Annotated in this window: 25 protein-coding genes; 10 read left to right on the forward strand and 15 right to left on the reverse strand. The window is 45.6% G+C overall.

Going from position 1 to position 14147, the window contains the following annotated elements; all coding sequences use genetic code 11:
- Positions 1–536: 536 nt before the first annotated feature.
- Positions 537–764 carry an alpha/beta-type small acid-soluble spore protein gene (locus tag PSHG_RS07075; protein ID WP_010271295.1) on the forward strand — a complete coding sequence of 76 codons (228 nt, stop codon included), beginning with the start codon at positions 537–539 and terminating at the stop codon, positions 762–764.
- An 881-nt stretch (positions 765–1645) separates the two neighbouring features.
- Here the strand turns inward: PSHG_RS07075 and PSHG_RS29900 are convergent.
- Positions 1646–1858: a LexA family protein gene (locus PSHG_RS29900; RefSeq protein ID WP_010271298.1), complete on the reverse strand. Its 213-nt coding sequence runs from the start codon at positions 1856–1858 to the stop codon at positions 1646–1648.
- Between the two features lie 151 nt (positions 1859–2009).
- Between PSHG_RS29900 and PSHG_RS07085 the strand changes: the two genes are divergently transcribed.
- Complete coding sequence (locus PSHG_RS07085) at positions 2010–2213, forward strand: hypothetical protein (RefSeq protein ID WP_010271299.1); 204 nt, start codon at positions 2010–2012, stop codon at positions 2211–2213.
- Positions 2214–2254: 41 nt separating this feature from the next.
- On the opposite strand, the gene PSHG_RS30420 is transcribed toward PSHG_RS07085, so the two are convergent.
- Positions 2255–2425, reverse strand: coding sequence for a hypothetical protein (locus PSHG_RS30420; protein WP_157213430.1), 171 nt, complete (start codon positions 2423–2425; stop codon positions 2255–2257).
- A gap of 36 nt (positions 2426–2461) precedes the next feature.
- On the reverse strand, positions 2462–2638 hold the full coding sequence (locus PSHG_RS30425; protein WP_010271301.1) for a hypothetical protein: 177 nt from the start codon (positions 2636–2638) through the stop codon (positions 2462–2464).
- A gap of 158 nt (positions 2639–2796) precedes the next feature.
- Between PSHG_RS30425 and PSHG_RS07100 the strand changes: the two genes are divergently transcribed.
- The 6 genes from PSHG_RS07100 (at position 2797) to PSHG_RS07130 (ending at position 4572) form a co-directional block, all read left to right on the forward strand.
- Positions 2797–2988 carry a hypothetical protein gene (locus tag PSHG_RS07100; protein ID WP_010271303.1) on the forward strand — a complete coding sequence of 64 codons (192 nt, stop codon included), beginning with the start codon at positions 2797–2799 and terminating at the stop codon, positions 2986–2988.
- Positions 2989–3044: 56 nt separating this feature from the next.
- The gene (locus PSHG_RS07105) at positions 3045–3257 is read left to right on the forward strand and encodes a hypothetical protein (protein ID WP_010271305.1); all 213 of its coding nucleotides are present in this window, start codon (positions 3045–3047) and stop codon (positions 3255–3257) included.
- Positions 3258–3472: 215 nt separating this feature from the next.
- Complete coding sequence (locus tag PSHG_RS07115; protein ID WP_010271307.1) at positions 3473–3667, forward strand: hypothetical protein; 195 nt, start codon at positions 3473–3475, stop codon at positions 3665–3667.
- A gap of 73 nt (positions 3668–3740) precedes the next feature.
- Positions 3741–3989: a hypothetical protein gene (locus PSHG_RS07120; RefSeq protein WP_010271308.1), complete on the forward strand. Its 249-nt coding sequence runs from the start codon at positions 3741–3743 to the stop codon at positions 3987–3989.
- 6 nt (positions 3990–3995) lie between these two features.
- The gene (locus PSHG_RS07125) at positions 3996–4271 is read left to right on the forward strand and encodes a hypothetical protein (protein ID WP_010271310.1); all 276 of its coding nucleotides are present in this window, start codon (positions 3996–3998) and stop codon (positions 4269–4271) included.
- Positions 4272–4362: 91 nt separating this feature from the next.
- Positions 4363–4572, forward strand: a complete 210-nt coding sequence (locus PSHG_RS07130; protein ID WP_010271312.1) for a hypothetical protein — start codon at positions 4363–4365, stop codon at positions 4570–4572.
- Positions 4573–4592: 20 nt separating this feature from the next.
- On the opposite strand, the gene PSHG_RS07135 is transcribed toward PSHG_RS07130, so the two are convergent.
- From PSHG_RS07135 to PSHG_RS31165, 7 genes are read right to left on the reverse strand one after another with little or no spacing between them, the layout of a single operon-like run.
- Complete coding sequence (locus tag PSHG_RS07135) at positions 4593–4814, reverse strand: phage holin (RefSeq protein ID WP_010271316.1); 222 nt, start codon at positions 4812–4814, stop codon at positions 4593–4595.
- Position 4815: 1 nt separating this feature from the next.
- Positions 4816–5607 carry an N-acetylmuramoyl-L-alanine amidase family protein gene (locus PSHG_RS26820; protein ID WP_010271317.1) on the reverse strand — a complete coding sequence of 264 codons (792 nt, stop codon included), beginning with the start codon at positions 5605–5607 and terminating at the stop codon, positions 4816–4818.
- Positions 5604–5858, reverse strand: a complete 255-nt coding sequence (locus tag PSHG_RS26825; RefSeq protein ID WP_010271320.1) for a BhlA/UviB family holin-like peptide — start codon at positions 5856–5858, stop codon at positions 5604–5606. The genes PSHG_RS26820 and PSHG_RS26825 overlap by 4 nt, the downstream gene beginning before the upstream one ends.
- A gap of 50 nt (positions 5859–5908) precedes the next feature.
- A complete protein-coding gene (locus PSHG_RS07150) occupies positions 5909–7294 on the reverse strand; it encodes a glycosyl hydrolase family 28-related protein (protein WP_010271323.1) in 1386 nt (461 codons plus the stop codon).
- Positions 7295–7328: 34 nt separating this feature from the next.
- Positions 7329–7481, reverse strand: coding sequence for an XkdX family protein (locus PSHG_RS29905; RefSeq protein WP_010271325.1), 153 nt, complete (start codon positions 7479–7481; stop codon positions 7329–7331).
- A 1-nt stretch (position 7482) separates the two neighbouring features.
- Positions 7483–7845 carry a hypothetical protein gene (locus PSHG_RS07160; protein WP_010271328.1) on the reverse strand — a complete coding sequence of 121 codons (363 nt, stop codon included), beginning with the start codon at positions 7843–7845 and terminating at the stop codon, positions 7483–7485.
- A gap of 12 nt (positions 7846–7857) precedes the next feature.
- Positions 7858–8838 (reverse strand): gp53-like domain-containing protein, encoded by a 981-nt coding sequence (locus PSHG_RS31165; protein WP_010271331.1) that lies wholly within the window; start codon positions 8836–8838, stop codon positions 7858–7860.
- An 84-nt stretch (positions 8839–8922) separates the two neighbouring features.
- On the opposite strand from PSHG_RS31165, the gene PSHG_RS07170 reads away from it, so the two are divergent.
- Complete coding sequence (locus PSHG_RS07170) at positions 8923–9459, forward strand: hypothetical protein (RefSeq protein ID WP_026021227.1); 537 nt, start codon at positions 8923–8925, stop codon at positions 9457–9459.
- Here the strand turns inward: PSHG_RS07170 and PSHG_RS07175 are convergent.
- On the reverse strand, positions 9456–9650 hold the full coding sequence (locus PSHG_RS07175; protein WP_010271336.1) for a hypothetical protein: 195 nt from the start codon (positions 9648–9650) through the stop codon (positions 9456–9458). The genes PSHG_RS07170 and PSHG_RS07175 overlap by 4 nt on opposite strands.
- Positions 9651–9743: 93 nt before the next feature.
- Here PSHG_RS07175 and PSHG_RS07180 point away from each other — a divergent pair, with 93 nt between their 5' ends.
- Complete coding sequence (locus PSHG_RS07180; protein ID WP_010271338.1) at positions 9744–10550, forward strand: stalk domain-containing protein; 807 nt, start codon at positions 9744–9746, stop codon at positions 10548–10550.
- Here PSHG_RS07180 and PSHG_RS07185 read toward each other — a convergent pair.
- From PSHG_RS07185 to PSHG_RS07200, 4 genes are all read right to left on the reverse strand, one after another.
- Positions 10544–12634, reverse strand: coding sequence for a phage tail spike protein (locus PSHG_RS07185; protein WP_010271340.1), 2091 nt, complete (start codon positions 12632–12634; stop codon positions 10544–10546). The genes PSHG_RS07180 and PSHG_RS07185 overlap by 7 nt on opposite strands.
- A 9-nt stretch (positions 12635–12643) precedes the next feature.
- Positions 12644–13072 (reverse strand): phage distal tail protein, encoded by a 429-nt coding sequence (locus tag PSHG_RS07190; protein ID WP_235782015.1) that lies wholly within the window; start codon positions 13070–13072, stop codon positions 12644–12646.
- A 95-nt stretch (positions 13073–13167) separates the two neighbouring features.
- Positions 13168–13578, reverse strand: coding sequence for a phage tail fiber protein (locus tag PSHG_RS07195; protein ID WP_010271344.1), 411 nt, complete (start codon positions 13576–13578; stop codon positions 13168–13170).
- Between the two features lie 6 nt (positions 13579–13584).
- Positions 13585–14145 carry a phage tail domain-containing protein gene (locus PSHG_RS07200; protein ID WP_010271346.1) on the reverse strand — a complete coding sequence of 187 codons (561 nt, stop codon included), beginning with the start codon at positions 14143–14145 and terminating at the stop codon, positions 13585–13587.
- Positions 14146–14147 lie beyond the last annotated feature (2 nt).

Below are 14147 nucleotides of genomic sequence, written 5' to 3' on the forward strand. Positions count from 1 at the left end.
CAATCCCATAACTTGCTACGAAATTTCGTCTGAACACTGGCTGCAGCTCCTGAAACCCTTGCATTTGTACGATTTGTCATACAAATCTTGGGTAATTGCCCTTCAGTCCCCTGTGTTTGTACGACGTTTCATACAAATCTCCGGTATTCGCACTTCAACCCCATGAATTTGTACGACATTTCGTACAAAACGCAGCCCACAAGCCCGCGCAGCCCCGAACCCCGCCAACCCTGGCTATTTTCATGCTGGAGTTGTGCCTGAACTGGAGAAGATATGACTGTTTTCAAATAGATTGCAAGCATGCTTTAATGCGTACTCGTCATAAGTAGGTTCATTCTTGGTGATCTTCGACAATCCCGAGAATACCCTACTTTTTTGTTGCTTGAAAGCTATAATCCTAATGCACAAACTCTTTATGCCACACTTCTAAACACACCTGAGCTGCTGGCCTTAAGGCCATGGCGAAAATTACCAGCAAATTCAAAGAGTAGAATTTCAATATCGGCTCATAATACCTATTACTGGAGGTGATAAATATGGCACAAGGACAAAGTCGTTCCAGCAATCAACTGGTAGTACCTCAAGCAAACGCAGCTCTTGACCAACTAAAATACGAAGTGGCTCAAGAACTGGGAATCCAAATTCCGCAAGATGGTTATTACGGCTACATGGCTACTCGTGACACAGGTGCAATCGGGGGCCACATTACTCGCCGTCTTGTTCAAATCGCTGAACAGCAATTGGCTGGTCAATTCAGCAGATAATGAATGCTAAAAACATAGTTTACGTTTAAAGCAAAAGTGAGAAAAGGTGGCCGGATTCATATCCGGTCACCTTTCTCTATTGCAGAGCCGTTTGCCCAAGCCCTTTACCCGAACCTTTGTCCGAGCCTTACCCGAACCTTGCCGAGCCTTACCCAAGCCCTTTGCCCAAGCCCTTTGCCCGAGCCTTTACCCAAGCGTTCGTAAATGAAGCTAGCGGCGGCCCCGCACTACCAGATTAGCCATGTTGTAATTAGATTCAAACTTTTTAGACATTGCCCTCCATTGCCCTTTTATACCCTTTCACCCCTTACGGGGCAAGGGATTGGAGATATTTCAACTGCCCTCCTTTACCCTCCTTAAAACAGGCAAAAACAGGCCGAAATTTCGCACAATGTGGGCAAAAAGTGGGCAACGTGACCAAAGAATAAAGCACCCTTCACGCTAATGTGATGGGTGCTTATTTATGATCTGTCCCATATACCTGCCAAACCTTATTTTAATCTCCGATCTAGCCAACTCACGCCAAAAGCAAAACGATTGCTCATATCCCCTTATCCAAACGGTACACCTAATTCCATCGGGACTACTAACCGGATCGGAAACTTTAATGCTGGCTGACTTAAGCAGCCGCTTAGCTGTCTTCAGATCGTTGAGTATCCACTGATGCATTGTGTCGATTGGTATGTATAATATGTCTTTAAGTTTAATACCGTAGGCGTTTTCCAAGTTGAAACGATCGTTTTCAAGCATGGTTAACATGTGCGGCAATATGCAGTAATCACGTATTAGCTCTAACTCTTCCTTAGTAGCTACGCCCTGGCTTGCCAAATTAACCGCCACCTTCTTTCTCGTTGGTCTGATCGGTCATCAGCGTTACACTCCTACCGTTTTAAAATCTGAAACGTGCGTGGCTGCCTAGGATGCCAGGTTAGAAATCCTTTTCGCTTTAAAACATTAAGGCAATTGTGGGTTGTGGACGGACTTGACCAGCCCATTCTAACTGACACCTCCCGTACAGTAGGGGAAAACCCCTTCTCCTCGATATGAGATTCAATCACTGTTAATACGGCTTGCTGTTTCTCTGTTAGATTCATCCTCGCACCTCCGTTAATAGGAACATTTGTTCCTATTATATGCAAAAAATAAATATAGACTCAATATTAGGACATTGTCTTTATATCTATCTTCTATTTACAAGGACTTTAAAAGTCTGTATAATTATAAGTGTAGAGAGGAGGTGATCAAATGGACAAGCACACACAAAGAGCTTTTGAAAAGCTCGAAAAAAGAGAACATCTCTTAAGAGCAGCACGAGACCAGCGGGCGCTAGGACGCATCACTCCAGAGATGTTCCGCAAAAAGGAGGCTGAAATCCTCGAACGGTACGCACTTACCGCTGAAGAGGAACAAGCCTACAACAAGCATAACCAGAAGCGCAAAAGCAAATAAGCAAGCCAGCTAGTCAGGGGGAGCCGCAAGGCTCCTTCTTGCTATTTAGCTTTTCGCCGCGGCAAGGGAACGGTTTTATACCCGTTATCCACACCATCTACATAATCATCAATGATCCGACCGGAGTCCTCAAACGACATGTAGACGAGTGGGTATAAGACCTTCCCTTTTACAACATAGTCGAGTGCTTCAAGCTTCCGCAAAATACTCATGGCTTCAGCCTCCCTACATTAGAATATCATATTCGCTTAATTCCGTTCACCTTCCATTACCTTTCGGAGTATCCGGTTTAACTCCACGCTTACCGTTCTATCTTCTTCCTCGGCACGGTTTCTTAACCATTCCAGGATGTCCGGGTCAAAGTAAATGGATTCGCGCTCTTTCTTTTCCCCTTCTGGTTTTGGGGGCCTTCCCATTCTCGCCATTCTCACCAACTCCTTATTAGTTACTAAATATTGTACACACTTAAAGGGACTTTGTAAATCTTAAAAATATTTTTAAAACCCCCTTTACAAGGACTTTTAAAGTCTGTATAATAAAGGTATAGCAAGCGAGGGAATAACTTCTTGAAAGGGTGATTGAAATGGAGAAATGGCATGTAGTGACCTCATTTTACGACAACGGTAAAGTAAAGGCGGTTATCCTGGACGGTAGAGAGGTTTCTGACGAGCAAGTTCCGAAGCCGGGAGAGTACTCAAACTATGATCTGTACGTTGATACTTTCGACAATCTTCCTGAAGCTGAACAATGGAGAAAAGACGCTTTGAACGCATAACACAGGGGTTCGGCCCCTCCAATATGCCGGCGGGCTTACGCGGGGAGGTATGCGGGATGACTGGCACAGCGAACTTGACGAAGGTAGAACCAAGGACAGAAGTAAAGTATAAAAATGGTGGGTACGGATTCAGCAGAGTAATCCGAGCAATCTGGACTGATGGCGAAAAATTTTACGCGCTGGCTTACCGAGCCTGTCAGACAGTAACCTTCGGAAATGCCGAGTACATGGAAGTCGAAAAAATCGGCGGACAATGGTTCAAAAAATAACACAGGCCCTTCGGGGCCTTCCGGGAGGTAATCATGCAAGAAAAAGCTAAAGCATTTGCTCAACGTCACGGTTTCAAGCTACGTAAAGTCCCTCATAGCGCGGCCAACCCTAACGGTTACATCAAGGTTATCGCACCGGATGGTAACGAGAGACAGGCAGTAAGTTGGCCGCATGCCTTGGAGACTATGAGGTTGTTAGTTTATAGGAGGTAGGTATGGACGATGAATTGATTAACACGTACCATCAGCAGCTAGAGGGAAACCGATTCTCGCCAGAAGTTGGCGTGTGTATGTTGTTAGACGTAATATGCGATTACCGTAAAGGTACGGATCTTATTAACGCGGTCAAGGCTCTGAACGAAGCCTATAAAATGCTTCGCATGAAAAAGAAGGCGGATTTTATGGATTAATCCAGAGGTGCGGCTATAGTAGTTATGTGATAAAATTTACTATACAATTGAAAAGGAAGGCTGGTAGGCCAACGTGAATAATGAAGAGTTTGTACGGGAGGTATTCGGTAACGTCAAGGACATCCGCTATACACCATTAACAGAGCTTTTCTGTCAACATTCGGACGAAACTGAATCGGTAGATATGTATTTGGCTGACACTAGTGTAGATTACAAGCTAATCCGTCTTAATAATTACGAATTCGCTAACGGCACCCAAGCCAGATTAGGATACTGCTATCGCTGTGAAGCAGCTTATGTTTTCACGACGGAAGGAGAATAACTATTCATGGATGAAGCTTTAAAACTTACAACGGAACAGCATGAAAAAATCAAGTCATTGTCAATTACCACCACTTACCCTAATAGCGAAGTCCATAAGGAATTATTGCGAATTGCCCAGTTACAGGGAATAGAGTTTGTTTTGTCTCATGATGATGCACTGGACGTTTTGATTAACAACAGGTTGCTAGAGCTTGAAGAAGATGGGTTAAAGTCAGGGATTCCGAGTCGTTTTGAACTATTGAGACAAATAGAGCAAAGTTTGCGCTCCATTAAATATTAAATCATTCCCCGCCCAGCCATAAATCGACAAAAATTCCTATTGCCTATTTATCCAATAAATTCTATTCTTGGTGTATTGGGAGGGGTAATCTATGGTTATTAAGCAGGAGATTATAAACGGTATTGAGGTAACGGGAACAGTAACGCCTTTTGATGACGGATATGTTGCAATTCTTACTTTGCAGTTACCAGACGATAGACTGGAGACCTTCACCAACTCCGGGAAAACGTTTGAAGAGGCAGAAGAAAAATTATTAGATACCTGGAACGAAATAGTTAAATCTTCCCCCGCCCAGCCATAAGGCCAAGCGGGGTCTTGTCTTTATAAGTTAAATCCCTTGCTGTCTGGCTTGGTCGGATTGCTAATGATCCCTAACGTAGCCAGCACAACAAGGATTGCATCAACAAACAAAACAATCTCGGCTGTAAAATCATCTGTCAGCGTATAATCAAACAGCAGCTTAGCCCCAATCTGTACAACTAGAAGCAGTTGAGCGACCAACGCAGTCCAAAATCCATAATTCCTCAATCTTTTTTTCTCCATTTTATTTAGCCTCCTGATTTAAAGTGCCTTGCAAACGTCTTTCAAATACGATCATGTTTAGCCAAGCAAGCTCAGAGTGAGTTAATTGACCTTTATATGCCTTCTCGGCCCAAGTGTAATCCGTAATTACGGCTGGGGTTACTTGGCCGCTGACACTCAAATGATACAAGTTACTCAGTGCGTCCCCTAGGTCTTTCCACTGCCATTGTACAAGCTTTAATACTTCTTCTTTCTTTTCCGCGGGGAACGCTTGTTTGATCGGCAGATTAAAGGCTCTTGCCACACCCACAGCATGTCCACGCGCTAAAGCATCAATGAAGGCGGGTGACTTCAACTTATCGGCATCGGCTACCCGGTCGATAAACCCGCACTCTGTCAATACGGCAGACATATTGGACTCGCGCAAAACGTGGAAATTCGCCGTTTTCTTGCCACGATCCGTAAAGTCAACACGGTTCATGATTTGATCATGAACATGGATACGGTCGATTGTCGTTGGTGCGCCGCTGCCGGGGTACACAAAGGTTTCAAATCCAGTGCCGCCGCCTGCGTTGATGTGAATAGAAAGGAAGTAATCAGCTCCCCAAGCGTTGGCTGCGTTAGTCCTCTCCTGCAGGCTAACGGTTTGATCTGCTGTGCGGCTCATAAGTATATTTACGTTATCGTACTCGGCATAAAGGATATCCCGCGTCCTCAGTGCTATCTGCAAAGTTAGGTCCTTTTCCTGCAGCCCATTCCCCACGGCACCGGGGTCATTACCGCCGTGACCTGGATCAATGAATACTTTAATCATTTTGCCTTTACCCCCCAAGAATCAATTTTGTAATTAATCTCTTGTACATCTTCAGCCAACTTCTGGACTGTAAGGGCCAGCTGCTGATTGTTTCGCTGGGCTTGTTCTAATGCTCCTATTAGCTTCTGTTCACGTTCTTCATTCTTTTTGTCCCTGTTGTCTTGTTTTTTGATGACATAGAACAACAAAAATATAAACAATACAGCAAAAATGCCCTGTGATGCTGCGGCCTTTAGTAATTCTGCTTCCATTCTGACCCCTCCAAATAAAAAAAAGACCGTCATTGGTCTTTGTCTAGAATCTATCCCGGATTACCTAATCCCCATCCGCGTTGATTAGTGTTTATCAGCTTGCCAAGTGTGCCGTTAGTGACCGTTATCGTATAGTAATAACCAGCTCGACAGTAAAACGGATAAGTCATAACTTGCCCTGGAGGTGAGCCAGCTGGCAGTGAAATACGGTAAATCTCAGTGTCATTACCTTGCTCTGCTAGTCTTTCCGGACCTAAAGTAACAGTCAATATAGCTGGTTCGTCTTCCGTTGGATTAAGTGTAACCTGCCCTAACATCTGACCGCCCTTGCCCATTTGGTTTTGGTTGCGGTGGCCGGATACCGGGACAAAGTCGGTGTACGGCTCGCGGGTATAGCCTAGATAGCCACCCTCATTGATGTCCCAACCCATATGACCATACCAGTTATCGATGATCCCAAGACCCGGGTCTGCCTCGAAATCACCGTCAATGATTGTACAGTTAGCCGTGTTCCAGTCAGCATTGACGGCCCGCTGGTTGTTAGTCGGACTCATGCCTCCTTGCCCGGGTAACATCTGCGATATGTTAACCTGTGGGCGGATCATAGTAACAAAGTTTAGCTTGTCTGTGGTCGATTGAAGCCGATAAGCGTCCGCGCTGCCCCCTTGCATCAAGATGCCGTATGGATGGTTAATGACGGTATTGCCATAGTGCCAGGACGTACCCTCGGCGCTATTGTTGTCTAGATGTATAATGCCGCCCCCATAGCTCCTCAAATGAGTAAACGTATTATACAGACCATTGATGACATGGAAAGCGTAATGATCGCCATCATGACCGGCTACACGAATATTTTCCCATACCGAAGAAAAAAGACCGTGATCATAACCGGATCCGGCCGCTGGGGGTACGCAAGTTATGCCGTGGCCTGTTTGCCAAAATTGGTTTTTAAATAGAATGCCGAAATTGCGAAGATTGACCGTCCGTTTGCAGGCTGTAACACGTATAGCATCTGTATTATGCGTTGTGACCAAGATGACTGTACCCTTTAAGTAAGGTTGTTCGCCCTGCCGGTCAGTGTTATCGAACGTCTCCCAGGAGCCCGCTCCGTCAATTGTCATAGGCTCGCTGATAACGAGAGTGTCGCTTATGGCGTAAACTTTGTTACCGCCCAGGTATAGCACCTTACCCGTTTCCTGCGCTTCATTTATGGCCTCCTGCAAGGCTGCGGTGTCATCTGTCTCACCGTCACCCGTTGCCCCAAAAGATTCGGGGTAAAGAAAATGACTGGCCCGACTTCCGCCTCCACCGCCGCCGTTATTGGCTATACTTTGGACGTTGGTGGCTATAGCCTTTAACAAGTCAGCGGTATTGACAAACTTGCCATCCTCAGTCAAATGCCGCCCATTTTGCGGAGTGTACCTATTGATGTTCAAGCTCAACCCTCCTTAGATAAAGTAAAGGCCCCACCTATTCGGCAGAGCCATCGTCATAATCCTGTCCGGTTATCTCCTTATATTCTGCTTCAGTGATCGTGTTAGTTCGGACACCGTCCCTGACTTGCTCCAATGTCCACAAATTACGGTCGTAAAACCTCTTAATACGATCAAACCAAGCTGACATATCAAGCACCCCCTGTCATGATTTCATACCATAGATCGGCTATATCATTGTCATGCTCTGATAACCTAGCATCCTTTAGCATCGTGTCATACCACAGATCGGCGTTTTCAGTTTCCAGCGTTTCAATCCTCTCACCTTGGATTGGTGTGGATGGGGGTAGGCTTGATGCTTCTTCATCCAGCTCTTGTTGTGTTTTTTCTCTGATCCTATCGCCGTCAAGCTTGAATAGCTTATGATTCTCGTTGTATAATTCCCATTCTGTTTCAGTTATAGGAATAGCTGTTTTCGGGATATTGGAATGAATCGCATCAACGTAAAAGCCCGTTATATTGCCAGTGTCATCAAAATCTACGTAGTATTGCATGTCCGACCTCCTTTAGTCTCCAAATGCTATATATCTGATATTACGGGACCCTCCGTCAAAGTTAACGACAAATGAGGTAGGCGTATATACCCCTGCTTGGACAGCCAAGGATTGGCTACCAGATGTACTACAGACTACTGCCCTTACATTTCCAGGAAAGGCAATAGGGAATGTAACCGTGTCTCCGTTACTGTAATTACCGCCTCCATATTGCATGATTTTACCGCTTGCAAATACTTGATAACCATTAGAGACGCCGCCAGAAGGATTATTACCTCCATGCCATGCCGCGTTGTTACCAATAAAGACATCTTTTCCGCTACCTGGTATTATCCTTATATTGCCGCCGGCTCCGCTGCCTCCAAAATCCATCCCCTCTATCGCTATACGACCACCAGATGCTGCACTTGCATTGGGACCTCCTGTAATGATCTGACGACTGGTAGTATCAAGACCACGTATACCGGATGAATCACTATCAAAAACTATGTTGCCTGACATTTCCCCTCCGGTTATAGGCAGTGATGCAGCCTTTGCGTTAGCTTCAGCTTGATTGGCTTTATCCTGTGCGCCTGTTGGTGTTTCTGCGCCGATCTGTTCCGGGGTAACACCATGCGGGTTATCATTATCTAACGTGTGGTTCACCAGGTCGATTGCTGTTTGTGTCAGACCATTTTGCAAAAAATCAATATTATGCCTGAATGTGTCATGATCATAGGCCGTATACCCTCTTCTCGCCTTGGTCCCGGCCTGCCAGGACTGAGCCATGCCTTGAAAACCTCTCTCGCATCCGGTAATCTGGTTGCCGTCAATGGCAGCATATCGGATTGTCTCGGCTGTCTCGTCTGCTGGGTTGATCGTGACCAAGTTCGGACCATCGGGCAACACGGACGGATCCACTACAGTTATTGTGGTCTGTGTTGCGTCTATTGCCTCGGCAAGTTCAGTCTGCGGGCTGTTGGCGATTGCCGGATACATGGGTAATTGTGCCATGGTTTGCCTCCTTGTTCTTAATTTGTAAAAGGAAAAACCTCCCTAATGTCGAATCAAGTCTTCTTAGACAAGGGAGGTAAAATTATGAAAGCATTTCACTTTGATAGGACAATGCAGTATAAAGCTGGAGACGTTATTGACTTAAATCAGCTCAATGATATTCAACCTCCAGCTTTAGGAGAAATTGTATCCGAAAGATATCCTGAAGGTATGTCAAGGCAAGGAAGCGTATATTATGCCAGCCAGGGTAACGAATTGGATGAAAAGAAAGTAAGGTTAATGCATATTGAAAATGTATTTGAATATGAACGGCGATTGCATTTCCCTCATAGAACTTCACGATTCCAATCCGTTTTTGCATCCAGAGAATTATCTGTAGTAAAGATATGGGGAGACGAACTTGACTTCCCATTTGGAAAAAGACTTTGGGAAATTGAGTTTGACCCCTCTAACTACATAGAATTAGATGCAGCTTGGTTGATATTTGATTATAAGAATCCGTCTTTCTTAACAGCTGCTTACTATGCACAGAAATACTGGAGCGGCGAATTTTCAAATTCACCTAAACCAGAATTGCTAATCAAACCTCCGATCAGATTCATTCGTGAAGTGCAACTTTAATGATCTGAGATAAAATGAATATGTTTAGGATTGATGAAACCCGCTTTACTAAGAAGATCGGTATTGATGACAGTATCTTTACGCCTCGGAATTACTTCAAGAGCATATTCAGAGTCTGCCAACAAAACATCGAACAGCGCCTTGGCCTTATCAGTTGACTCTTTAATCATTTTTGCTTCTTTAAAATCCATGGTCATCAGCCCTTTCTAAATAGTGAAACCATATGAACTAAAATTAAGTAGAATATGGTATAATTAATCCAAAAAATGGAGTTGAATAATGTAATGAAAAAAATGATTATCGGCCTCGTTGCGGGCCTTATGATCGGCACAGCCGGTACAGCCTTAGCAGCGACTACGCAGCAAGTCCAAGCACTCTTTGCAAAGTTTAATCTCTCTATTGACGGTCAAGGGCTTGTTGAGATTGAGCCGCTTGTCTATGACGGCACTAGCTACCTACCAGTAAGAGAGGTTGCAAACCTCTTGGGTTATGATGTAGATTACGAGCATAGTAACCGGTTGATTACCTTGGATACGCCTGTGGATGAACCACAAGCTGGATCGATAAAAGAACCCGCAAAAGGAGGAACCAAAGTGAACGCGACTGAAATTAACATGGATGAATGGATTTCATATGATGATCTATACGATTTTTACTCCAGGAATGGCAAGGGTAACACCTCATTACAAGGAACCGATGACGGTAAAACAAAGCTTACCTTAGCAGGTAGCGATATTATTTTTCCTTTGAAACTTTGGGAGTCCTTAAATGTAACAGAACCTACTATACACCTAGACGAGACGGGCAATCACTCCCTCTTAATAGTTAACGGAAAATGGTATCACCCTGCAGATATCGGAGAAAGCCTTGGTTTACCCACTTATTCAGATTGGATAAGCATGTCGGATCTAGAAAAGGAATACCCCCAAGTTACCTTTGAGCAAAGCTGGTATGCTGACATAATGAATGAAGAATACTTCACACCTAAAGAAGTTACCTCTTCCATCGGTAAAATCCAAGCTATGAAGGGCAATGGAGGGTTTAACTACTTCTATATACCGGACATCGAGAGACTTTTAAGGGATCAATAATCCCCGCCGCCTCGACTCTGAGCGAACACCTGACTAAATACAGATGCTTCGATACGCCCCAAGCTATTGATGGGGCGTATTCTTATTTCATGCCAGCCTCTCCGGACTTTACCTCCCCCGTCTTTACTTAAGAATGGGATTATGTCGATCTCATCCCCGTTCGTTGCTGTAATTGGTATAACGGTATTATCCACCCTAATTTCCAAAGTAGTAGGACTAGGACCAACAAATATACCGTGCTCAATACCATGCGTGTGACCTGGGATAGTATGGGTATGATCCATATTGTGCGTATGTGCCGCTATAGTATGAGTGTGATCCATGTTGTGAGTGTGGGCTGCTATCGTATGAGTATGGTCCATATCGTGCGTGTGGGCACTGATTTGGTGCGTGTGTGCCATATTGTGAACATGATCGATGGTCGAATATAAATGAACATGATTCCTGAGATTATGTTCATGCATACTATCATACTGAAACAGCACAGGGTTACCATTAGCTGTCATAAGCCATGTGCCGGGATCAATACCATGAGTGTGAAATCCATCCGATTGTACGGCATTACCTACAGGGTATGACGAACCACTAACCCACAAGTCCGCTCCTGCAACTGTCTGCAAATTAGCGTGTCCCGCAGGCTGGGAAGTAGTGGCGCTACTAGGCCCACTCGTTGTTCCACCGCCACTTGCGGTCGTAGTCCTACTACTAGGCCCTGAAGTCGTGCCGCCTCCGCTGGCCGTCGTTGTCCTGCTGCTAGGACCGCTTGTTGTTCCTCCTCCACTAGCTGTCGTCTCCCGGCTGCTAGGGCCGCTAGTAACTGCTGGAGCTGACTCAATCGCCCGGCTATACGCCCGAAACCCTTCCGATCGGTAGGACAGCAGCACCTTATTAATCCTGGCCGTCTCGTCTGGTATCCGAAACCGAATAATCGCCGGATAGTTAGGATCACAGTTATCCGCAAAGGTTTGTGTATCATAGTTAGTCGCGCCCTGAGCATAGACCTCTTCAATCTTCATGCGATTACTCAGGTCGGCTATCGTGCCCGCTATATCCTGTGGACGATTGGCAATCTCCAATATTACGTCCCCCGGCTCCCCGCGCAAGTCAGGCTTGCGAACATTGACTACTCGGATTGTAAAATCTCCTATGTCCGGGTCCTGCACCCGTACCAATGATCCGGTACGGAATTTATCAATTGGATCACGGGTTAAGTTATAAAGTTCCGTTGTATCGACCGTGTAGGAAATCCTTGGGTCTTTAAGCTCGGCAAGTAACGCCTGGGATCTGGCTAGTAACGTTTCTTCATATTCAAAACGCCGATCCACAAAAACAGTTCGTTTCAAGCCGTACTTTTGCTGTGATTCAATGTCTTCAACATAAGGTTTGCCACCGTTAATGCCCGCAAAAGTTAACTGGTTAATACCCTCTCCATAACCTAAGGCGTATATTTGGTTAACAAGGTTAGTGGGGTCTTCGTCTTTCGTGATTCCCTCCATATTCCTCCCGTATCGGATGTAAGCCTGAACCTGATTACTAGGACGAACCAGATTGAGCGTCCAGGGGTAAGAGGTCGTATCCCATGTCCACATATATTCGTCCACAAATGGCTTGGGAACGGAAAATAGACCGCCTAAAAGGTTGGTATTTTCCCAGTTGTATTCATATTGATAGTTGAAATCTACCCGCCCAAGTTTCCACCGTGGGGTGGACTGCTGATTCAGGACATATTGGATGACCCGGTCCGTATGGTAACCTAGGTTTCCAACTGTGTGGTACTGAAACATCAGATCGTCAAGCAGCGTAGCCAAGACATGTTCACATTCGTACCTTACACGGCTGATTTCAGCGCTTCTTTGGGAGGTTTGCGGGAGGATGCGGAACAGATCAAGCCGTTCGGATCCGTCCCATATCTCAACAAAGTAGAACGGCCGGCAGTGTTCGGTTTTAGGATCATCCAGCGGCAGGTCAAAGCTCGTTGTCCACAAACTGTTCATAGGTGTTTCATAACTAATGTTGCTGGCGTTCTCAAGGTATGCGACTTTATGCATCTGTAAATCATAGATCGTTACATATGATTTCCTCATGTAAACCTCCTACGTGAATCTATCTCTATGCGTAACCCGCATAAGTACCGTTCTGCTGCCTTGGTCATCGGTGTAAGTAAGCTGATTATTGCCAAGATTGAGGTCAAAAAAATCGCCCCGCATCCAGCGCAGCGCGTTTTCCCGGTTGAGCGTCATTTTTAAAGTGTTGGAATCAATAATAATTACATCGCCTGGCTTAAAATCCCCAACAAATTCGATCTCGTCTATGTGATACCGGCTAATATTGCCTGTCATACTGCCGATGCCGGAGAGGTTAACAGCATAGTGTCGCTCCCGAATGTATTGAACTGGTGCAAGGTTGCCGCTGCCGGACATTTCAGCCCTGTACAATACCTCTCGAACAAAATCGGTTGCCATGCTACCATTGCCGGAAAGATTAGCCGAAACCGTCATATCCAAGTTTACCGTGGCCGACATGCTTCCGGATCCGCCCAGGCCAGCTGACAGAAATACGACAGACACAACGGTCATACGGTTAAAAGGTAGTCTGTTAAAAGCGCCCCCGTTAAACATTAGCCTTCCTCGACTTCGAGAGCGCCTTCCAGGAACTTCACAAGGTCATTAGGTTCAATGGTTCGGGGAGTGGCAACAGACCCCTGATAAAGCAAGTTTCCCCCTGTAGCCGCGTCCCGGATCCCAATATGCGTGACTTGACCCCAACCGTTTGCAGCAATCGGAAATTCCAGTTCGGTACTATTACTAGTCACTGCTACAAGCCCGGAAATGACTGGTGCGCTAAAGGTAACGGCTACCCTAGCATAGCCCTCTCCGTCCACTTCTTGGCCTGTGTCGGCTTGTGTGGGATCGCTGGTATACAGTGCAACATAGACCGTTTCCGGTACTGTAAAGGTTTCGCCGCGCAAAGCTGCATTCAAGCAGGCTAATTTCCAATAATTCGACTTCGATAATAAGCATTCGGCCATCATTCATCACTCCAATTGATATTCATTAGTAATTTTGAAGTTGGTAATCGTAGTTGAGCCTTGATTAGTAAGCACAATTACCGGCTCTGTTCGGATGTTTCCATTTGAAACTATGATCCTCTCATAAGGACTTGTGGTAAGCGTAGTTTCAAGCAGGCTTTCCCGGTTATCTCGTGCGTATGGATCAAAGGCAACCAGCGGCAACGTAAACTGACCAAATCCCGCTATGCGCTCAATGGGGAGGTTTCCGGAGTACCGGACAATAAAATGCTGGCCCGGCCGGGCATCGAAACGGAGCTCCAGCTTCCGGGGTTTCCCATAGCTGTCCACCAAATGAGCAGCAAAGTTGCTTATAGCCTGCTGCAGCATGACATAATCTTTCGTGATAAAGGCCAGGTCCAAAGAAAAAAGACGTGTTCCCACGTCTGCCCCGAAGTCCCAAGCCCCGTTTTTACTGGGGATCGTCAAGGTTTTATCATTTGTGCCCGGCAGAATGGGACGCTGGGAGCTGCCTTTCATGACAACCCCCAATTGCCGCGCTGTCCTGCCGCCAAGTATAAAGCTCAATT

The organism is Paenibacillus senegalensis JC66, assembly GCF_000285515.1.
In the GTDB taxonomy this organism is placed as follows: Bacteria; Bacillota; Bacilli; order Paenibacillales; family NBRC-103111; genus Paenibacillus_L; species Paenibacillus_L senegalensis.